Below are 15984 nucleotides of genomic sequence, written 5' to 3'. Positions count from 1 at the left end.
CGGTTCTGAACCGCCCCGGTCACGGCTGAGCGCTAAACGCGCTTCGCCGGTTTGGAGAGTGCGCGATATGTGAGCACCATGGACAGGACGTAAAGGACCGCGAACACCGCGTTCAGGGAAAGGAGGATATCGTCCGGCCGCACAAACAGGGTGACAACCAGCGACAGAAGCGCTGCTTTTGCCATCGCAAGTGCGCCCAGATTGAGCGCGCGAATGAAAGTCTGACCGCGCGCGAAAAGCAGATCCGAATGATATTCACTGAGATTGCGCAGGCCTGGTATCGCAAGTGCCAGAATGACCAGCGGTGCGGCCTCGGCAACGTTTTGACCAAGCAGTGTTGGGTAGAAAAGCAGGATCAGTGAAAGCGTGGCGAGCGCGGCGGTGGAGACGACAAAAACCGCGCCCTCAATGCCAAGGCGCAGCCGCCAGCTGGCCAGCATCTCGGGTTGGCGCATCATCCGCTGGACCAACAGCATCGAAAATGACCGGATGGGTATCGCGGTGAGGTCGACCAACCGCATGATGATCGCGTAGATGCCGGCGAGTTTCGGATTGCCCAGCGCCAGAACCAGAAGCTTGTCGAGCTCCATCTGCAGATAGAAGAGAACTTCTGCACCGGCCACAAAGAGAGCATCAGGCAGACGGCGCCAGTAGAGCGCCGGTTGCAGCCGCAGGCGATACCGCGGCGTGAAAAACACGAGCGCAATGGCAAGGGCTGAGCTGTTTGCCGCCAGGTAAAACACCGTCCAGCTCAACAGATCATGGCTGGAATGGAAGGTGAAGAGAAATGCGGCAAGCGCGCGTATCGCGATGCTGACGATGAGCAATATTGCGGCACGTGAAAAGCGGTGGAGGCCATTGTTGACCACAATCACCGTCTCGGTAAGCCGCCACGCAACCGCCTCGGACGCTATGACGAGACCAAATGGCAGAACCCGCATGTCGCCGGCGAAAAACGCCACGTAAAGAAGCGCACTCGCCAAGAGTATGGCCGGCAGGGAGGCGAGTGCCAGCAGAAGAAATCCCGACGTATACGCACCCAGAAGGCGCTCTTTTACCGTTGCGATACGATAGAGCGTTGCGGTGAAGCCAAAGGCAAGAAGCCGACCAACCATGACACCGGCTGCGGAAGCCGTGGCGAACAGACCGAAATCCGAGATGGACAGGCTGTTCGCAAGAATCACGAAATAGGCGAGCGAAAACACAAGCCGCCCGGCCGAGCCGCTGATCGTTGCCAGATAGTCGCGCAACACCTGGCGCTGGCTGTTGATGATGCTGCGTAGCGAGATGAGAAGCCCCTGTAACATCGACGTCTGATTACCGGTATCGACCGTGCTTAGACCACAAAGTTTAATGCGCTGTTCCGGCGGACACCCAGCCGATGAAAAAGTGCGTTACGCGAAGTTTACCGTTAACTCTTTGTTACCTGTGCATCTTTAGCTTGGGTTAACATAATCGCGGGCCTATGCGCTCGCTCCACCCATATGAGCGGAAGCTGCACGCAAGATGTTCGACGCCGACAATCCCAAAAGGAAACCGTCCGGGAACAGGGGGCATGCCCGCTCGCTGCTGTCGATGCAGTCACCGCAGGACGAAAGCCCATCAAGAACAGGGCGCAACACGTCGCTTCTGGCGCATTCCAGCCCGGAATCGGAACCTCGTGATACGCGTCGCGAGCGTGCCGCTTCGGCGCAGGCCTATCTGCAGAGGGCCGAGGCAGGCCCGCGCAACGGCGAAAAACCGGTCACCCGGGACCGCAGAAAACCCATGCGTGGGGCAGGTGCCGCCAGGCCAGAAACAAGTGCCGCATCCGAACGGACGCCAATCCACAAGCGCATTCTCGACCGGCTGTTTCCCTTGCCCGAACCCGCGGGAGAAGGCAGGCGGACCGAGCGTCCCCCGGCGGCGCGGGCCGCTTACGCCCGGCCGCACCAGCGGGCGGTGCCTCCTCAGATGGAAGATGACGAGCCGCAGCCTCCACGCACGCGTCGGCGCCCAGCCCATACCCAAGCCCATGCGCGTACCGCCGCAGGTCGTGCAGACGACAGGCTGTGGCGTCCGCTGATCGACCCGGTGCGGGTCATTGGCGGCATCTTCCGGGCCAAATGGCTGATCCTGCTGACCACGATCATCGGGGCGGTGCTCGGTGTGATGACCGCGCTTTCGACACCGAAAGAATACTATGCCGCCACACAACTTATTTTCGATCCGCGCAATCTGCAGCTTGTGGAGCGCGACCTGACACCGGGAGGCTTGCCATCAGATGCAACCCTGGCACTGATCGAAAATCAGGTCGCAATCATCACCTCGGGCAATGTGCTGGCGCGCGTGGTGGACGAACTGGACCTCGCTGACGATCCCGAGTTCAACGGCACCGCCGGTGGTTCCGTTCTGGGACTGCTGCTCAGTCCGCGTGCACTCGTTTCCGCCCTTGTGAATGGCGGGGGTGAAAGCGACGGAAGCTCGGCACGGCACTCCATCGCCGTCGACAATCTGGCAGACGCGCTCGATGTGGGGCGCAACGCGAAAACCTTCATCATCACCATTGGGGCCACCACGGAGGACCCCGAAAAATCGGCGCTGATCGCCACGACCACCCGGGATGTCTTCCTGTCGACCTTCGGCGAACTGCAGTCTGCAACGGCCGGCCGCGCCAACCGGGAGATCATCGAACAGCTGAAGTCGCTGCGGGCCGAAGTGGAGCAGGCAGAGCGCGCCGTTGCGGACTTCAAGGCGAAAAACGACATCGTCGATGCGCAGGGGCGTCTCATCACGGATGATGAGATCGTGCGTCTCAGCGAACAGCTCTCGGCCGCACGGGCACGGACATCGGAACTGAATGCCCGCGCTGCGGCAGCCCGCTCGCTTGACGTGGAGACGGTTCTGGGAGGCGCTCTTCCCGAACAGATCGCATCGCCAGTGATGACGGAGCTTCTGGCGCAATACTCAAGTCTGAAGCAGCAGGCAGGACGGCTGGCGGTGCGGCTTGGTTCGCGTCACCCCGATCGCCTTTCGGTCGAGGCGGAACTGGCGGGCGCGCGCGACGAGATTGCGCGGGAACTGCGCCGTGTCGTGGCGTCAAACCAGGTGGAATTGCAGCGCGCCGTGCAGCTTGAGCAGGATCTCGCCGCGCAGCTGGCGCGTCTGAAGGTGCAGAAGGGCGAGCTGGAAGGGGAGCGCGTGACGCTTCGCGAACTGGAGCGCGAGGCCAATGCCAAGCGCTCGGTCTACGAATCCCTGCTGCTGCGCGCGCGCGAAACCGGTCAGCAGGAACGTTTGAACAACGCCAATGTGAGCGTGATTTCGCAGGCGGTCCCGCCGCTCGACCCCACCGGTCCCTCGCGGTCTTCGATCGCCATGGCGGGAATGATTCTCGGCTTTGTTTTCGGTGTCGGGATTGGCGCTGCGGGCGGAGCCATCCAGAGTTTGCGCGAAAACATGGCGGCCAGACAGGCCGACGAAGATGGGGGCGACGAAGGCGATCATGGTGTCGACGCCGACCCGGAGCCCGATCCCACGCCGCCGGAAGGCGGCAGGCGCTGGCGAGAGGCCGATGAAGGCGGGTATCGCCACGCCGCATGGCGGGAGCGCCCGCATGATCGGACAGCGCGCACTTCTGAACGCCACGCCCACGCGCATGCCCCGACTGACTGGGAAAATGAGGACGAATTCCGGCATGCGCTGGAAGGGGAAGAAGGCCTGGAACCGGCGGAACCGTTCGAGGAGCTGGCAGAGGAGCGCCATCCGCCCCAGCCGTCCGCTCCCCCGACCCAGCCTGGCTGGCCGGCAGGGCAGGTCATGGTTCATCCCGGCATGATGCCCTTCATGCCTCCCATGCAGCAGGCAGTTGGCATGCCGATGATGCAGCCCTACCCGATATGGCAGCAGGCTCCTGCACCCACGCAGAGCGGTTTTCCTTTCACGCCGCAGCAAGCGCCGGTTGGGCAGCAGCACACACCCGAGCATGTCGCCAGGGAAGAGTTTGGCGCAGAGCGTTTCGCCGATATCCACGACCGTCTCAAGGCGGTACGTCGCGAAATCGATGCGCTGACGGCACGCCGGTCGAACAGGCATCGTTACTGATCGAAAAAACCTGCTTTTACCAATAACGTCAGGGAACGCCGCTGTGGCGGGATTGCGGTTCTGTCTTTTCCCCATTATGCGGGCTCATATGCGTTCCTCGTCCCGGGATGAGGCAAAGCGCATCCCTTGATAGCTGCACCGGGGAATGACATGGCCGAACTCATCGACGGAAAAACGCTTGCGGAAGAGGTGGTGGCGAAGGTCAAGACCGAGACCGCCAGGCTCGCTGAAACCGGTGTTACGCCGGGGCTCGCGGTGGTGATCGTCGGAGAGGATCCTGCCAGCCAGGTCTATGTCGCCTCCAAATCGCGCCGCGCGAAGGAATGCGGATTTCATTCAGTGCAGCATTCTCTGCCAGAGGAAACCGGTGAGGACGCGCTGGTGAAACTGGTCGAGGAGCTCAACGCCGATCCGGCGATCCACGGCATTCTGGTGCAACTGCCCCTGCCGAAACACATCGACGAGGGCCGTATCATTCAGACAATCGACCCCGACAAGGATGTCGACGGATTTCACTTCATCAATGTGGGGCGTCTTGGCACGGGTACGCTCGGTAGTGCCTTCGTGCCCTGCACACCAGCCGGTGCGATGCTGATGCTGGAGCGGGTGCGTGGCCGCGATCTTTCCGGCCTCTCGGCGGTGGTGATCGGACGCTCCAACATCGTCGGCAAGCCGATGGCAAACCTGCTTCTGGCAGCGAACGCCACGGTGACGATCGCCCACAGTCGAACGAAGGACCTTCCCGCGCTTGCAAGAACCGCCGACATTCTGGTTGCGGCCGTTGGCCGCCCGGAAATGATCAGGGGAGACTGGGTGAAACCCGGCGCCACGGTGATCGACGTGGGCATCAACCGCATTCCAGCGCCGGAAAAAGGCGCGGGAAAGACCCGGCTTGTTGGCGATGTCGCATTTGCCGAGGCGAAGGAACACGCCGGGGCGATCACGCCGGTGCCCGGCGGGGTGGGGCCAATGACCATCGCGATGTTGATGGCCAACACGCTGACCTCCGCATATCGCACTGCGGGGCTTGAACCACCCGCTTTCTAGTTTCTGACGCAACACTGGATCATCGCCCATGTCTTTCCTGCCGAGCCAGCCTGCTTTACAACCAAAGGCCATGGGCGAGGCGCGGCAGGATACCCGGCAGTTTGCCTTTCTGCTGGTGGACAGATTTTCGATGTTTTCGCTGGCGGCGGCCATCGACACGGTTCGCTCGGCCAATCGTCTGCTGGGACACGACGTCTACAGCTGGGTGACGGTTTCCGCCGATGGTGAAGCGGTGATGGCCTCCAACGGGCTGCCCATCAAGATCGACTATGCGATTGCCGACCTGCCGCCGGTGGATATCCTGTTTGTCTGTGTCGGGTTGACGACGGAGTTTCCCGGCAAGAGCACGGTGCTGGCGGGTTTGCGTTCGCTTGGCCGTCGTGGTGCAGCACTTGGTGCGCTGGCGGCCGGCTCCTACCTTCTGGCCGAGGCGGGGCAGCTTGAGGGACATCGCTGCACGATCCACTGGGAAAACCGGGCTTCCTTCATGGAGCGTTTTCCGGAGATCGAGTGCACCGGAAATGTCTACGAGATCGACCGGAAGCGCTATACCTGCGCCGGCGTGACCACTTCCATAGATCTGATGCTGGAAATCGTGCGCAACGATCTGGGCGTGGAACTGGCCAACGAGGTGGCCAACCAGTTCCAGCACGAGCGCATCCGCTCGCCGGGTGACCGCCAGCGGACCGGGCCGGAGCGTGATCTCACCGGGAAATCGGAGAAGCTGAAGAAGATCGTCGAGCTGATGGCCGACAATCTGGATGAGCCCTATTCGGCGGTGCAGCTCGCCAAGGCGGCAAGCCTTTCGGTCCGGCAGGTGGAGCGGCTGTTCCTGCGGCATCTGGGCATGACGCCGGGGCGCTATTACATGCGGCTGAGGCTGGAGCGGGCGCGCGAGCTTCTGCGCCAGACCAACATGCCGATCCTCGATGTGGCGATCGCCACCGGTTTCACCTCGCACTCCTATTTCGCGCAAAGCTACCGCCAGCAGTTTGGGCGCCCGCCATCGGAAGAGAGGCGCACCACCTATTGATTGCGCTTGGTGGTTGGTTTTGATGGTTGTGCCAGGCGCTCGGTGCCTTCGATCAAGCCGGCTGCCAACTTTCGCAGAGCTACAATGTCGGGCTCGTGCGAACCTTCAGAACTGGCGCGGGCCATGAAATCCTCCGCAAGGGTTGCCGCGGGTTTTGCGAAAACGTCCGGAGCGATGCTGGCAAGCGAGGCAAGGCCGCGCAGCAATGCCTGTTGAACATCTGGTGCTGCAGTAGCCGCTTCGTAGGAAATCGGCCGAAAGGCTTCGTCCAGCAAACGCTCCGGGCCGACCGATACAAAACGAATGCGCGGATAGGGTGGATCCGTCCTTTCCTTCCCTTTCTCCTTGAGCGCCCAGTCGGCCAGAAGGCGTGTCTGCACGGTAAGCACGTGGTTGGCTGTCGATGGATCGTTGACGCCGGGCGACAGGGCCCGCCGCGCCACATCGGCCAGAACCAGAAAGCCGAAACCGGGATCGGAATCGAAGGTGCGCTCCTCGCCGATGATGAAATCGCCACGTATGCCCTTCAGCACCGCCTCATCCGCCTCGCCGATAACCACGGCGATGACTGAAGCATGGTCTACATAATCTCCGGGCCGGACGCGCACATGGATCACAAGCCCCTTTTCTTCCGCCAGATCCTGAAGCGCATGGGGGTCGAAATGCTGCACGAAACCGACGCTACCCGCTGCAACCTCGTGTCCGACGGGTGAACCTTCGCCCTCGCTGCAGCCATAAAGCCCGTCGCGGCCAAGCCGGTTGAGCGCCTGGCGGGTCGCATCTTCGAGCCGGCTCGTCATCTCCACCACGCGGCCTACGACCGATATTTCACGCACCCAGCGGATGAGCGCCCAGACAACGGCGAAGACGACGAAGAGAGTGGCGATGAACAGGATCAGGCGCCCGCCCAGCGTGTAGATGCCACTCGACAGGCCGATAATGCCGATGATGGAAAAGAGAAACGCGCCGATGAACACGGAAATCGTGGTGCGGGCTGCGCGGTTGCCTGAAAAGAGCGGCACGGCGCGGGGCGAACCGGTCTGCGCAGCACTTGTCAGCAGGTTCACAAGCGTGGAGAGCGCAAACACGGCCACCGTGAGCATGCTCGAAGCGACGATGCCCAGAATGTTGCGCAGGGCATCGGCCGAAACGGTGATCGGGATCGCGCTTTCTTCAAGCCCGTCAGGGAAGAAACCGGCGGAAAGATAGGCAAGCGCGACCACGATCAGCGCCGACACGCAGAACAGTGCCGGCAGAAACCACAGGGCCCGCGAAAGCCGTCTGAATAGAAACCAGTACCCGTTCACAAACCCCTCCGATCCAAGAGAGAATGCACGGTTCCGGCTTAAGGTTCCAGATCAGAAAACGGCCGCCCCCTGATCGGCCCGGCCTGCAAGCTGGCGAAAGCCCGCAAAAAGCTCGCGCCCCATGCCGAACTGGTTTGAGGACAGGTCGGGTGCAGCACTTTCGCGGGCGGCGAGCTCTTCGGCGTCGATCAGCACTTCAATCGTGCCCTTCTCGGCATCAAGACGCATCGGGTCGCCGTCACGCAATTTGCCGATCATGCCGCCGTCGAGCGCCTCGGGCGTGACATGGATGGCAGCCGGCACCTTGCCGGAAGCGCCAGACATGCGTCCGTCCGTCACAAGCGCGATGCGCCGACCGCGATCCTGCAACACGCCGAGGGCAGGCGTGAGCTTGTGGAGTTCGGGCATGCCATTGGCCTTGGGACCCTGAAAGCGGATGACCGCGATAAAGTCGCGGTCGAGCTTGCCGGCCTTGAAGGCCTCCTGCATCTCATCCTGCGAATGGAAGATGATGGCCGGTGCCTCGATCAGCCGGTGCTCGGGTTTCACGGCGGAAATCTTGATGATGGACTTGCCCAGATTGCCAGACAGGACGCGGATGCCGCCGCTTTCCTGAAACGGCTTGGCGGCGGTGGTGAGCACCTTTTCGTTGCCGCTGGTGGCGGGTGCGGGCTCACGCGCGACCGTACCGTCATCGGCAAGCTTCGCCTCGACCGTGTAAGGCCGCAGACCCTCGCCCCAGATCGTGCGCACGTCCTCGTGCAGATAGCCGTCGTCGAGGAGTTCGCGGATCAGGAAACCCATGCCGCCGGCGGCGTTAAAATGGTTCACGTCCGCTAGCCCGTTGGGATAGACGCGGGCGAGAAGCGGCACATGGTCGGAGATTTCGGCAATGTCGTCCCAGGTGAGCCTGATGCCGGCTGCCGCCGCCATGGCAACCAGATGCATGGTGTGGTTGGTGGAGCCGCCGGTGGCGTTAAGCCCGACCACGCCATTGACGATGGAGCGCTCGTCGATCATGCGGCCAACGGGCGTGAACTCGTTCCCGAGTGCCGTGATGGCAAGCGCGCGTTTGGCCGCTTCCTTCGTCAGGGCGTCACGCAGGGGCGTGTTCGGGTTGATGAAGGAGGAGCCTGGCGTGTGCAGGCCCATGATCTCCATCAGCATCTGGTTGGAATTGGCGGTGCCGTAGAAGGTGCAGGTGCCGGGACCGTGATAGGATTTGGACTCCGCTTCGAGCAGGGCGGCGCGGTCGACCTTGCCTTCGGCATAAAGCTGTCGGATGCGCGCCTTTTCGTCATTGGGCAGGCCGGATGTCATTGGCCCGGCAGGGATGAAGACGGCGGGCAGATGGCCGAAGGTGAGGGCGGCAATCACAAGGCCCGGCACGATCTTGTCGCAGACGCCCAGATAGACGGCGGCATCGAACATGTTGTGCGACAGGCCGACGGCAGCCGACATGGCGATGACATCGCGCGAGAAAAGCGAGAGCTCCATGCCGGGCTGGCCCTGGGTGACGCCGTCGCACATGGCGGGCACACCGCCGGCCACCTGTGCCACGCCGCCGGCTGCGCGCGCGGCGTCCTTGATCATGTTGGGGTAGGGCTCAAAGGGCTGATGCGCCGAGAGCATGTCGTTATAGGCGGTGACAATGCCAAGATTGGGAACCCGGTCGCCTGAAAGCGCTGCCTTGTCGGTCGGGCCGCAGGCGGCAAAACCATGGGCGAGGTTGCCGCAAGAGAGAACCGAGCGGTGAACGGCCTGTCCGGCCGCATGGTCGAGACGTTCAAGATAGGCTTCGCGGCTGGCACGTGAACGCTCGCGGATGCGGGCTGTGACGGCTTCGATTTCGGGTCTGGCGGTCATGGCGTGGCGTCCTGTTCTTGCAGTTGGTCCCGCGCCTCAGCTCTGGCTGGCGGGCGCCCAGAAAATCCGGGCAGGGTGTTTTGCCCCGGCGAGCACCGCACTGATGGGCGTGTCCGGACCGGGTTGCATGGCAAGCGCTTCTTCAAGCGTCTTCCGCTTGTCGTCGCCCTCGATATGGAGAGCGAGGAAACGCGCGCCGGCGATGCGGTTCATGGAGAGTGTGAGGCGGGGCTCTCCGGCACTCTCGGAGGAGACGGGAAACACGTCCGGCCCTTCCGCCGGTTTGAGCAGCGTCTCGATGGTCGTGGCGTCGGGAAAGAACGAGGCGGTGTGCCGGTCGTTGCCCATGCCGAGCACAACGACATCCAGCGGTGCCGGAATTTCCGCGACAACGTTTGCGGCTTCCGCAGCCGCATCGGCAATGCTGTCTGCAGGCTGGTAGAGGCCGACAAAGGCGGCGCGGGCGGCCTTGTTCTGCAATAGATGCTGGGCGACCAGCCGGGCATTGGAGCGCGGTGAATCGGCCGGAACGAAACGCTCGTCCACGAGGGTGACGGTGACCTTGTCCCACGGGATGTCGCGCCGCGACAGATGGTCGAAGAAGAGGGCCGGCGTGCGGCCGCCAGAGACGGCAATCGCCGCGTGACCCCGCTCCCTGACGGCGGCGGCCAGCTTTTCGGCCACGTTTGCCGAAAGCTCTTTTGCCAGCGCCTCGGGCGAGGCGAATTCATGCCATTTGCAGTCGACCATGGTCAGGTGCTCTCGTGCCAGGTGCGGCCGTCGCGCTCGATCAGCGCAATGGAGGAGGACGGGCCCCATGTGCCTGCCGTATAGCCCTGCGCCTGCTGCTCATTGTCTTCCCATGCGGCGATGATGGGGTCGATCCAGCGCCATGCCGCTTCCACCTCGTCGCGGCGCATGAAAAGGGTCTGGTTGCCACGGATCACGTCCATGATGAGCCGCTCATAGGCATCGGGATTGCGCACGCTGAAGGATTCGGCAAAACTCATGTCGAGTGGCACATGGCGCAGGCGCATGCCGCCGGGGCCGGGATCCTTGATCATGATCCACTGTTTGACGCCCTCATCCGGCTGCAGGCGGATGACGAGCTGATTGGCAAAGACCTTGCCGGCGCCATCCTCGAAGATGGAATGCGGGATCGGCTTGAACTCGATGACGATTTCCGAAACGCGGGTCGCAAGCCGCTTTCCGGTGCGCAGATAGAAGGGCACGCCCGCCCAGCGCCAGTTCTCGATCTCGGCCTTGATGGCAACGAAGGTTTCGGTGTTGCTCTCACCGCTTTCAAGTTCTTCCGTATAGCCCTTCACCGCGCCGCCATTGGAGGCACCGGCGCGATACTGGCCGCGCACCGTCGCCTTTTCCGCACTCGCAGCGGTGATGGGCTTCAGCGCGCGCAACACCTTCAGCTTCTCGTCGCGCACCGTGTCGGCATCCATCGAGGCTGGTGCCTCCATGGCAACGAGGCAGAGAAGCTGGAGAATGTGGTTCTGCACCATGTCGCGCAGGGCGCCGGCCTTGTCGTAATAGCCCGCGCGGCCTTCCAACCCGACGGATTCGGCGACCGTGATCTGCACGTGGTCGATATGGGCAGAATTCCAGAGCGGCTCGTAAAGCGCATTGGCAAAGCGCAGCGCCATCAGGTTCTGCACTGTCTCCTTGCCGAGATAATGGTCGATGCGGAAGACATTGTGCTCGTCAAAGACGCGGGCAATGGCGTCGTTCAATTCGTGCGCAGAGGCCAGAGAACGACCGATCGGCTTTTCCACGATCACGCGAGCGGTATCGGTCGCCAGGGCCGTGCTTGTCGACCTGACCGACAATGTCGTCGAAGAGGCTTGGTGCGACGGCCATGTAGAAGGCGCGCACGCTTTTGCTGTCACCGACCTCGGTTTTGAGCTCTGCAAAACCTTCGCCCGATTTCGCATCCGCCGGCACATAGGAAAGACGAGCCAGAAAGTGCTTCAGTTCCTTCGGCTCGATATCGTCCTTGGCCACATGCTCGCGGATCGCCTTTTCCGCAAAGTTGCGAAACTCCTCATCGGAGAGTTTGGTGCGCGAGGAGCCGATGATGCGGGTCGGATCGGTGAACTGCCCGGCCCGCTGACGCTGATAGAGTGCCGGCAGTAGCTTGCGCTCGGAGAGATCGCCCGTAGCGCCGAACACCACGAGATCGAAAGGTTCGACCGGAATTGTCTGGCTGGTCATGGTTTCTCCATCTGCGTCCGTACAGCTTGCCGTTGCTATAGTCTAATCGATTTAAGAAAGCCAGATGGGATTCGGTCGCACGCGCAGATCGAGGCTGAGCCAAACCTGCATAACCATTTGTGCCTTGACATGTCTTCGCATGGCGGGTTTCCCATGGTTCCCTTCGCGAGCATAGGCTTGCGTACAGAGATTACAAACCGGAGCGGCAGGGATGGGAACCCATTTTTCGCGCAGCGTGGCTGAGGGCCGCGCTTTCATGCAGTTCATCGACGGGCGCTCCGTCGATTCGCTCTCGGGCGAACGCATCGACGTTCGCTGCCCCTCCGATGGCAAGGTTTTCGCTTCCATCCCCGCATCCAACGAGGCGGATGTGGATCTGGCTGTGAAATCCGCCCGCAAGGCGTTTGACGAGGGGCCATGGAGCCGCATGCCGGCGGTGGAGCGCGGGCGCTGCCTGACGCGGCTTTTTCACCTGGTCGAGAAGCACGGTGAGGAACTGGCAGCGCTTGAATCGCGCGACACCGGCAAGCCGGTCCGCCAGGGCAAGGCGGATGTGACGGCCACCATGCGCTATTATGAGTTTTACGGCGGCGCGGCCGACAAGATCCACGGCGACACGATCCCGTTTCTGGATGGCTATACGACGCTGACGCTGCGCGAGCCGCATGGCGTGGTGGTGGGCATCACCCCGTGGAACTATCCGATGCAGATTCTCGCCCGGGTCGTGGGCGCGGCACTCGCCATGGGCAACACGCTGGTGGTTAAGCCCGCCGAGGACGCTTCGCTGACGACGCTCCGCATTGCGGAACTCGCGCATGAGGCGGGCATTCCCGAAGGCGTGTTCAACGTCATCACCGGCTATGGCCGCAGCGCCGGTGCCGCCCTTTCCGCGCATCCTCTGGTGGATTACGTGACCTTCACCGGGTCGCCGATGACCGGCACGGCAATCCAGCAGGCAGCCGCCGTGAACAATCGCGGTGTGACCATGGAACTCGGCGGCAAATCCCCGCAAATCGTGTTTGCCGATGCGGATATCGAGGCAGCGCTTCCGGTGCTCGTCAACGCCATCATCCAGAATGGCGGGCAGACCTGCTCTGCCGGCAGCCGCGTGCTGATCGAAGAGCCGGTCTATGAGGAAGTCGCTTCGGCACTGGCAGAGCGCTTCTCGAAACTGGTGGCCGGACCGCACGATGCCGATCTCGACATTGGCCCTCTGGTCAATCCCGCGCAGCGCGACAAGGTCGCCGGATTTATCGCAGCAGCAAAGGAAGCGGGCATCCCGCTTCTGGCCGAGGGCACGGTGCATTCGGATGCGCCGGAAGGCGGCTATTATCAGGCGCCGGCGCTTTTCGGTGCGGTCGATCCGAAGGCAGCACTTGCGCAGGAAGAGGTGTTCGGCCCTGTCCTTTCGCTCTTCCCGTTCGCGGACGAGGCGGAAGCGATCCGCCTTGCCAACGACACGGAATTCGGCCTCGTGGCCGGCGTGTGGACGCGTGACGGCGCGCGCCAGCACCGCGTGGCCAAGCGCGTTCGCGCCGGCCAGGTTTTCGTCAATGGCTATGGCGCGGGCGGCGGCATCGAGCTTCCCTTCGGCGGGTTCAAGAAATCCGGCCATGGACGCGAAAAGGGCTTTGAAGCGCTGTTCGACATGTCCGCCACAAAGACAATCGTTTTCAACCACGGCTAACACTGACAGGAATTTCTAAAATGGCACGACTTGAAGGCAAGGTCGCCGTGATCACCGGCGCGGCGTCCGGTTTTGGCGCTGGTATGGCAAAGCGTTTCGCCGAGGAAGGCGCGAAGGTCATCGTTGCGGATCTGAACGCGAAGGGTGCCGAGAAGATCGCCGGCGAGATCGGTGAAGCGGCGCTGCCCGTCACCGCCGACGTGTCCATGAAGGCCGATGTGGACGCGATGGTGGATGCCGCCATGCAGGCCCATGGCCGGCTCGACATCATGGTCAACAATGCCGGCTACACGCATCGCAACGGCCCCATGCTCGAGGTTGATGAAGAGACTTTCGATCTCATCACTGCCGTCAACATGAAGGCGATCTATCACGCTGCACAGGCGGTGGTGCCGATCATGGACAAGCAGGGCGGCGGCTCGATCATCACCACCGCATCGACAGCGGGTCTGCGCCCGCGCCCGGGGCTCACCTGGTACAATGCCTCGAAGGGCTGGGCGATCACCGCGACCAAGTCGATGGCGGTGGAACTCGCGCCGCAGAACATCCGTGTGAACTGTCTTTGTCCGGTGGCGGGCGAGACCGGCATGCTCGACCAGTTCATGGGCGAGGACACGCCGGAAAAGCGTGCGCAGTTTCGTGCATCCATTCCGCTTGGCCGGCTTTCCACACCGCTCGACATCGCCAATGCGGCCCTGTGGCTCGCTTCGGAAGAAGCCCAGTTCATCACCGGTGTTGCGCTGGAAGTGGATGGCGGGCGCTGCATCTGACAGCAGCGCGAAAAGAGTTTCGCAAGAGCGGGAACCGGCGGCCCGGCGCGGAATTCCCTATTGTCGGATTAACCAACAGGGCGCTATTGAAGCGACGAGCGTCCGCAGGCAAGAGGCATATGCATGACCTATGAGCAGATCTTTCTTTTCAGTCTGCTGGGCGTTGTCTTTGCTTTCCTTGTCTGGGGTCGCATCCGCTATGACCTCGTTGCCTTCGCGGCGCTGATCATCGCTGTGGCCGCGGGCGTTGTGGACCCGCATGACGCCTTCATGGGCTTCGGGCATGAGGCGGTGGTGATCATCGCGCTGGTGCTGATCGTCTCGCGCGCAATGATGAATGCTGGCGCCGTGGAGCTGATAGCCCGCTTCGTGCTTTCATCCGGGCGCGCGCTTTCCACGCATATCGGCTTCATGTCGGTCATTGGGGCGGGGCTTTCCGCCGTCATCAACAATGTGGCCGCGCTGGTCATGCTGATGACGCTCGACATCGAGGCGGCAAAAAAAGCCAAGCGCCCAGTCTCCCAATCGCTGATGCCGCTATCCTTCGCAACCATCCTCGGCGGTATGATCACGCTGATCGGCACACCGCCCAACATCGTCATTGCAGAGTTTCGCGGGCGGGCGCTGGGCGAATCCTTTTCCATGTTCGATTTTTCGCCGGTGGGGCTGGTGTGTGCCATTGTCGGCATTGCATTCGTGACAACGGTAGGTTGGCGCCTTATTCCCGATGTCGGACAGGCGGCGGCGGTCGGTGAAGATGGTGCGGCGGGGCTGTTTGTTGCGGAAGCGGGGGTCAAGGAAAAGTCGAACTTTGTCGGCAAATCGGTCAGCGAGCTTTATCCGCTTGCCGATGAGCATGATGTCACGGTTCTCGGCCTGGTGCGGCGCGGCAAGCGCCTGCCGGGATTTGCTGCCGGCGAGGAATTGCGCAAGAGCGATCACGTCATTCTCGAGGGCGATCCGAAGTCGATTGAAGCCTTCATCGGCGCTGCCGGGCTTGATGCGCCAGGCTCGGGAGAACATGGCGGCATTCGTGGCAAGTCGCTGGTGCTGGTGGAGGCGATCGTGCCCGACAATGCCCGCATGGTGGGGCGCACGGCGCTCGATCTGCGGCTGCTTTACCGGCGCGGCGTGACGCTGCTTGGTGTTTCGCGTCAGGGGCGCCGATTCCGCGAGCGGGTGCGCAAGCTGGTCATCAAACCGGGCGACGTGGTGCTTCTTCTGGGGCCCGAAAGCCGGGTCAATGACGCAGCCGACTGGCTTGGCGTGCTGCCGCTTGCCGAAAAGAGCCACACGGTGATCCAGCGCGGCAAGGCGCTGTTTGCCGTGGGCGTTTTTGCGTTTGCGGTTGCACTTTCCGTTATGGGATTGATGCCGCTTGCCGTGGCACTTGCCGGTGCCGTCGCTGTCTATGCGCTGTTTAATGTTGTCGGCGCGCGCGAAGTCTATGAATCGGTCGAGTGGCCGGTGATCGTGCTTCTGGCATCGCTCATACCGCTGGGGCTGGCGCTTGAGGAGTCCGGTGGTACGAAGCTGATTGCCGATTCCATTCTCTCTCTGACGGGAGCGCTGCCCGCCTGGGCAATTCTTGCGATCCTGATGATCGTGACGATGACGCTTTCGGACTTTTTGAACAATGTGGCCACGGCGCTGATTGCTGCTCCGGTGGGGCTTTCCATTGCGCGGGGGCTCGACGTTTCGCCTGATCCCTTCCTGATGGGGGTTGCGGTGGCTGCCTCCTGCGCCTTCCTCACGCCCATCGGCCACAAGAACAATACGATCATCATGGGGCCGGGCGGCTATCGCTTTGGCGATTACTGGCGCATGGGGCTGCCGCTGGAAGTGCTGATCATCGCCGTGTCTGTGCCGGCAATCCTGTTCTTCTGGCCGTTGTAGCGTGGGTGACAGCCGGGTCCGTGGTGCGTGGTTCGACAAGCTCACCATGAGGGATGTGGGCGCTTGCAA

General features: G+C 62.4%; 10 protein-coding genes and 1 pseudogene. 6 read left to right on the top strand and 5 right to left on the bottom strand.

Annotated features, from left to right (window positions below):
• Nucleotides 1-32: 32 nt before the first annotated feature.
• Nucleotides 33-1307, bottom strand: a complete 1275-nt coding sequence (locus tag AB2N04_RS17725) for a lipopolysaccharide biosynthesis protein (RefSeq protein ID WP_367715955.1) — start codon at nt 1305-1307, stop codon at nt 33-35.
• Between the two features lie 199 nt (nt 1308-1506).
• Between AB2N04_RS17725 and AB2N04_RS17720 the strand changes: the two genes are divergently transcribed.
• From AB2N04_RS17720 to AB2N04_RS17710, 3 genes are all read left to right on the top strand, one after another.
• Nucleotides 1507-4083, top strand: coding sequence for a GumC family protein (locus AB2N04_RS17720; protein WP_367715953.1), 2577 nt, complete (start codon nt 1507-1509; stop codon nt 4081-4083).
• Nucleotides 4084-4233: 150 nt separating this feature from the next.
• Complete coding sequence (gene folD, locus AB2N04_RS17715) at nt 4234-5130, top strand: bifunctional methylenetetrahydrofolate dehydrogenase/methenyltetrahydrofolate cyclohydrolase FolD (protein WP_367715951.1); 897 nt, start codon at nt 4234-4236, stop codon at nt 5128-5130.
• A gap of 70 nt (nt 5131-5200) precedes the next feature.
• Nucleotides 5201-6163, top strand: a complete 963-nt coding sequence (locus AB2N04_RS17710; protein WP_367718850.1) for a GlxA family transcriptional regulator — start codon at nt 5201-5203, stop codon at nt 6161-6163.
• Here AB2N04_RS17710 and AB2N04_RS17705 read toward each other — a convergent pair.
• The 4 genes and pseudogenes from AB2N04_RS17705 to zwf form a co-directional block, all read right to left on the bottom strand.
• Complete coding sequence (locus AB2N04_RS17705; protein ID WP_367715949.1) at nt 6157-7470, bottom strand: DUF2254 domain-containing protein; 1314 nt, start codon at nt 7468-7470, stop codon at nt 6157-6159. The two genes, AB2N04_RS17710 and AB2N04_RS17705, sit on opposite strands and share 7 nt — an antisense overlap.
• Nucleotides 7471-7521: 51 nt before the next feature.
• Nucleotides 7522-9336 carry a phosphogluconate dehydratase gene (gene edd, locus AB2N04_RS17700; RefSeq protein WP_367715947.1) on the bottom strand — a complete coding sequence of 605 codons (1815 nt, stop codon included), beginning with the start codon at nt 9334-9336 and terminating at the stop codon, nt 7522-7524.
• 36 nt (nt 9337-9372) lie between these two features.
• The gene (pgl, locus tag AB2N04_RS17695) at nt 9373-10086 is read right to left on the bottom strand and encodes a 6-phosphogluconolactonase (protein WP_367715945.1); all 714 of its coding nucleotides are present in this window, start codon (nt 10084-10086) and stop codon (nt 9373-9375) included.
• 2 nt (nt 10087-10088) lie between these two features.
• A pseudogene (zwf, locus tag AB2N04_RS17690) lies at nt 10089-11562 on the bottom strand (glucose-6-phosphate dehydrogenase).
• Between the two features lie 211 nt (nt 11563-11773).
• Here zwf and AB2N04_RS17685 point away from each other — a divergent pair.
• From AB2N04_RS17685 to AB2N04_RS17675, 3 genes are all read left to right on the top strand, one after another.
• On the top strand, nt 11774-13249 hold the full coding sequence (locus AB2N04_RS17685) for an aldehyde dehydrogenase family protein (protein WP_367715943.1): 1476 nt from the start codon (nt 11774-11776) through the stop codon (nt 13247-13249).
• 20 nt (nt 13250-13269) lie between these two features.
• A complete protein-coding gene (locus AB2N04_RS17680) occupies nt 13270-14019 on the top strand; it encodes an SDR family oxidoreductase (RefSeq protein ID WP_367715942.1) in 750 nt (249 codons plus the stop codon).
• Between the two features lie 123 nt (nt 14020-14142).
• Nucleotides 14143-15915 carry an SLC13 family permease gene (locus AB2N04_RS17675; protein WP_367715941.1) on the top strand — a complete coding sequence of 591 codons (1773 nt, stop codon included), beginning with the start codon at nt 14143-14145 and terminating at the stop codon, nt 15913-15915.
• The last annotated feature ends 69 nt before the right edge of the window (nt 15916-15984 follow it).

The sequence above is a fragment of the Nitratireductor sp. GISD-1A_MAKvit genome (assembly GCF_040819555.1).
Taxonomy (GTDB): domain Bacteria; phylum Pseudomonadota; class Alphaproteobacteria; order Rhizobiales; family Rhizobiaceae; genus Nitratireductor.
The sequence above is the reverse complement of the archived record's forward strand: the minus strand, read 5'-3'. Positions and strand labels throughout refer to the sequence as shown.

Coding starts and splice junctions, on each gene's coding strand:
- AB2N04_RS17725 (WP_367715955.1), bottom strand. CDS start 1,307: ATGTTACAGGGGCTTCTCATCTCGCTACGCAGCATCATCAACAGCCAG.
- AB2N04_RS17720 (WP_367715953.1), top strand. CDS start 1,507: ATGTTCGACGCCGACAATCCCAAAAGGAAACCGTCCGGGAACAGGGGG.
- folD (WP_367715951.1), top strand. CDS start 4,234: ATGGCCGAACTCATCGACGGAAAAACGCTTGCGGAAGAGGTGGTGGCG.
- AB2N04_RS17710 (WP_367718850.1), top strand. CDS start 5,201: ATGGGCGAGGCGCGGCAGGATACCCGGCAGTTTGCCTTTCTGCTGGTG.
- edd (WP_367715947.1), bottom strand. CDS start 9,336: ATGACCGCCAGACCCGAAATCGAAGCCGTCACAGCCCGCATCCGCGAG.
- pgl (WP_367715945.1), bottom strand. CDS start 10,086: ATGGTCGACTGCAAATGGCATGAATTCGCCTCGCCCGAGGCGCTGGCA.
- AB2N04_RS17685 (WP_367715943.1), top strand. CDS start 11,774: ATGGGAACCCATTTTTCGCGCAGCGTGGCTGAGGGCCGCGCTTTCATG.
- AB2N04_RS17680 (WP_367715942.1), top strand. CDS start 13,270: ATGGCACGACTTGAAGGCAAGGTCGCCGTGATCACCGGCGCGGCGTCC.
- AB2N04_RS17675 (WP_367715941.1), top strand. CDS start 14,143: ATGACCTATGAGCAGATCTTTCTTTTCAGTCTGCTGGGCGTTGTCTTT.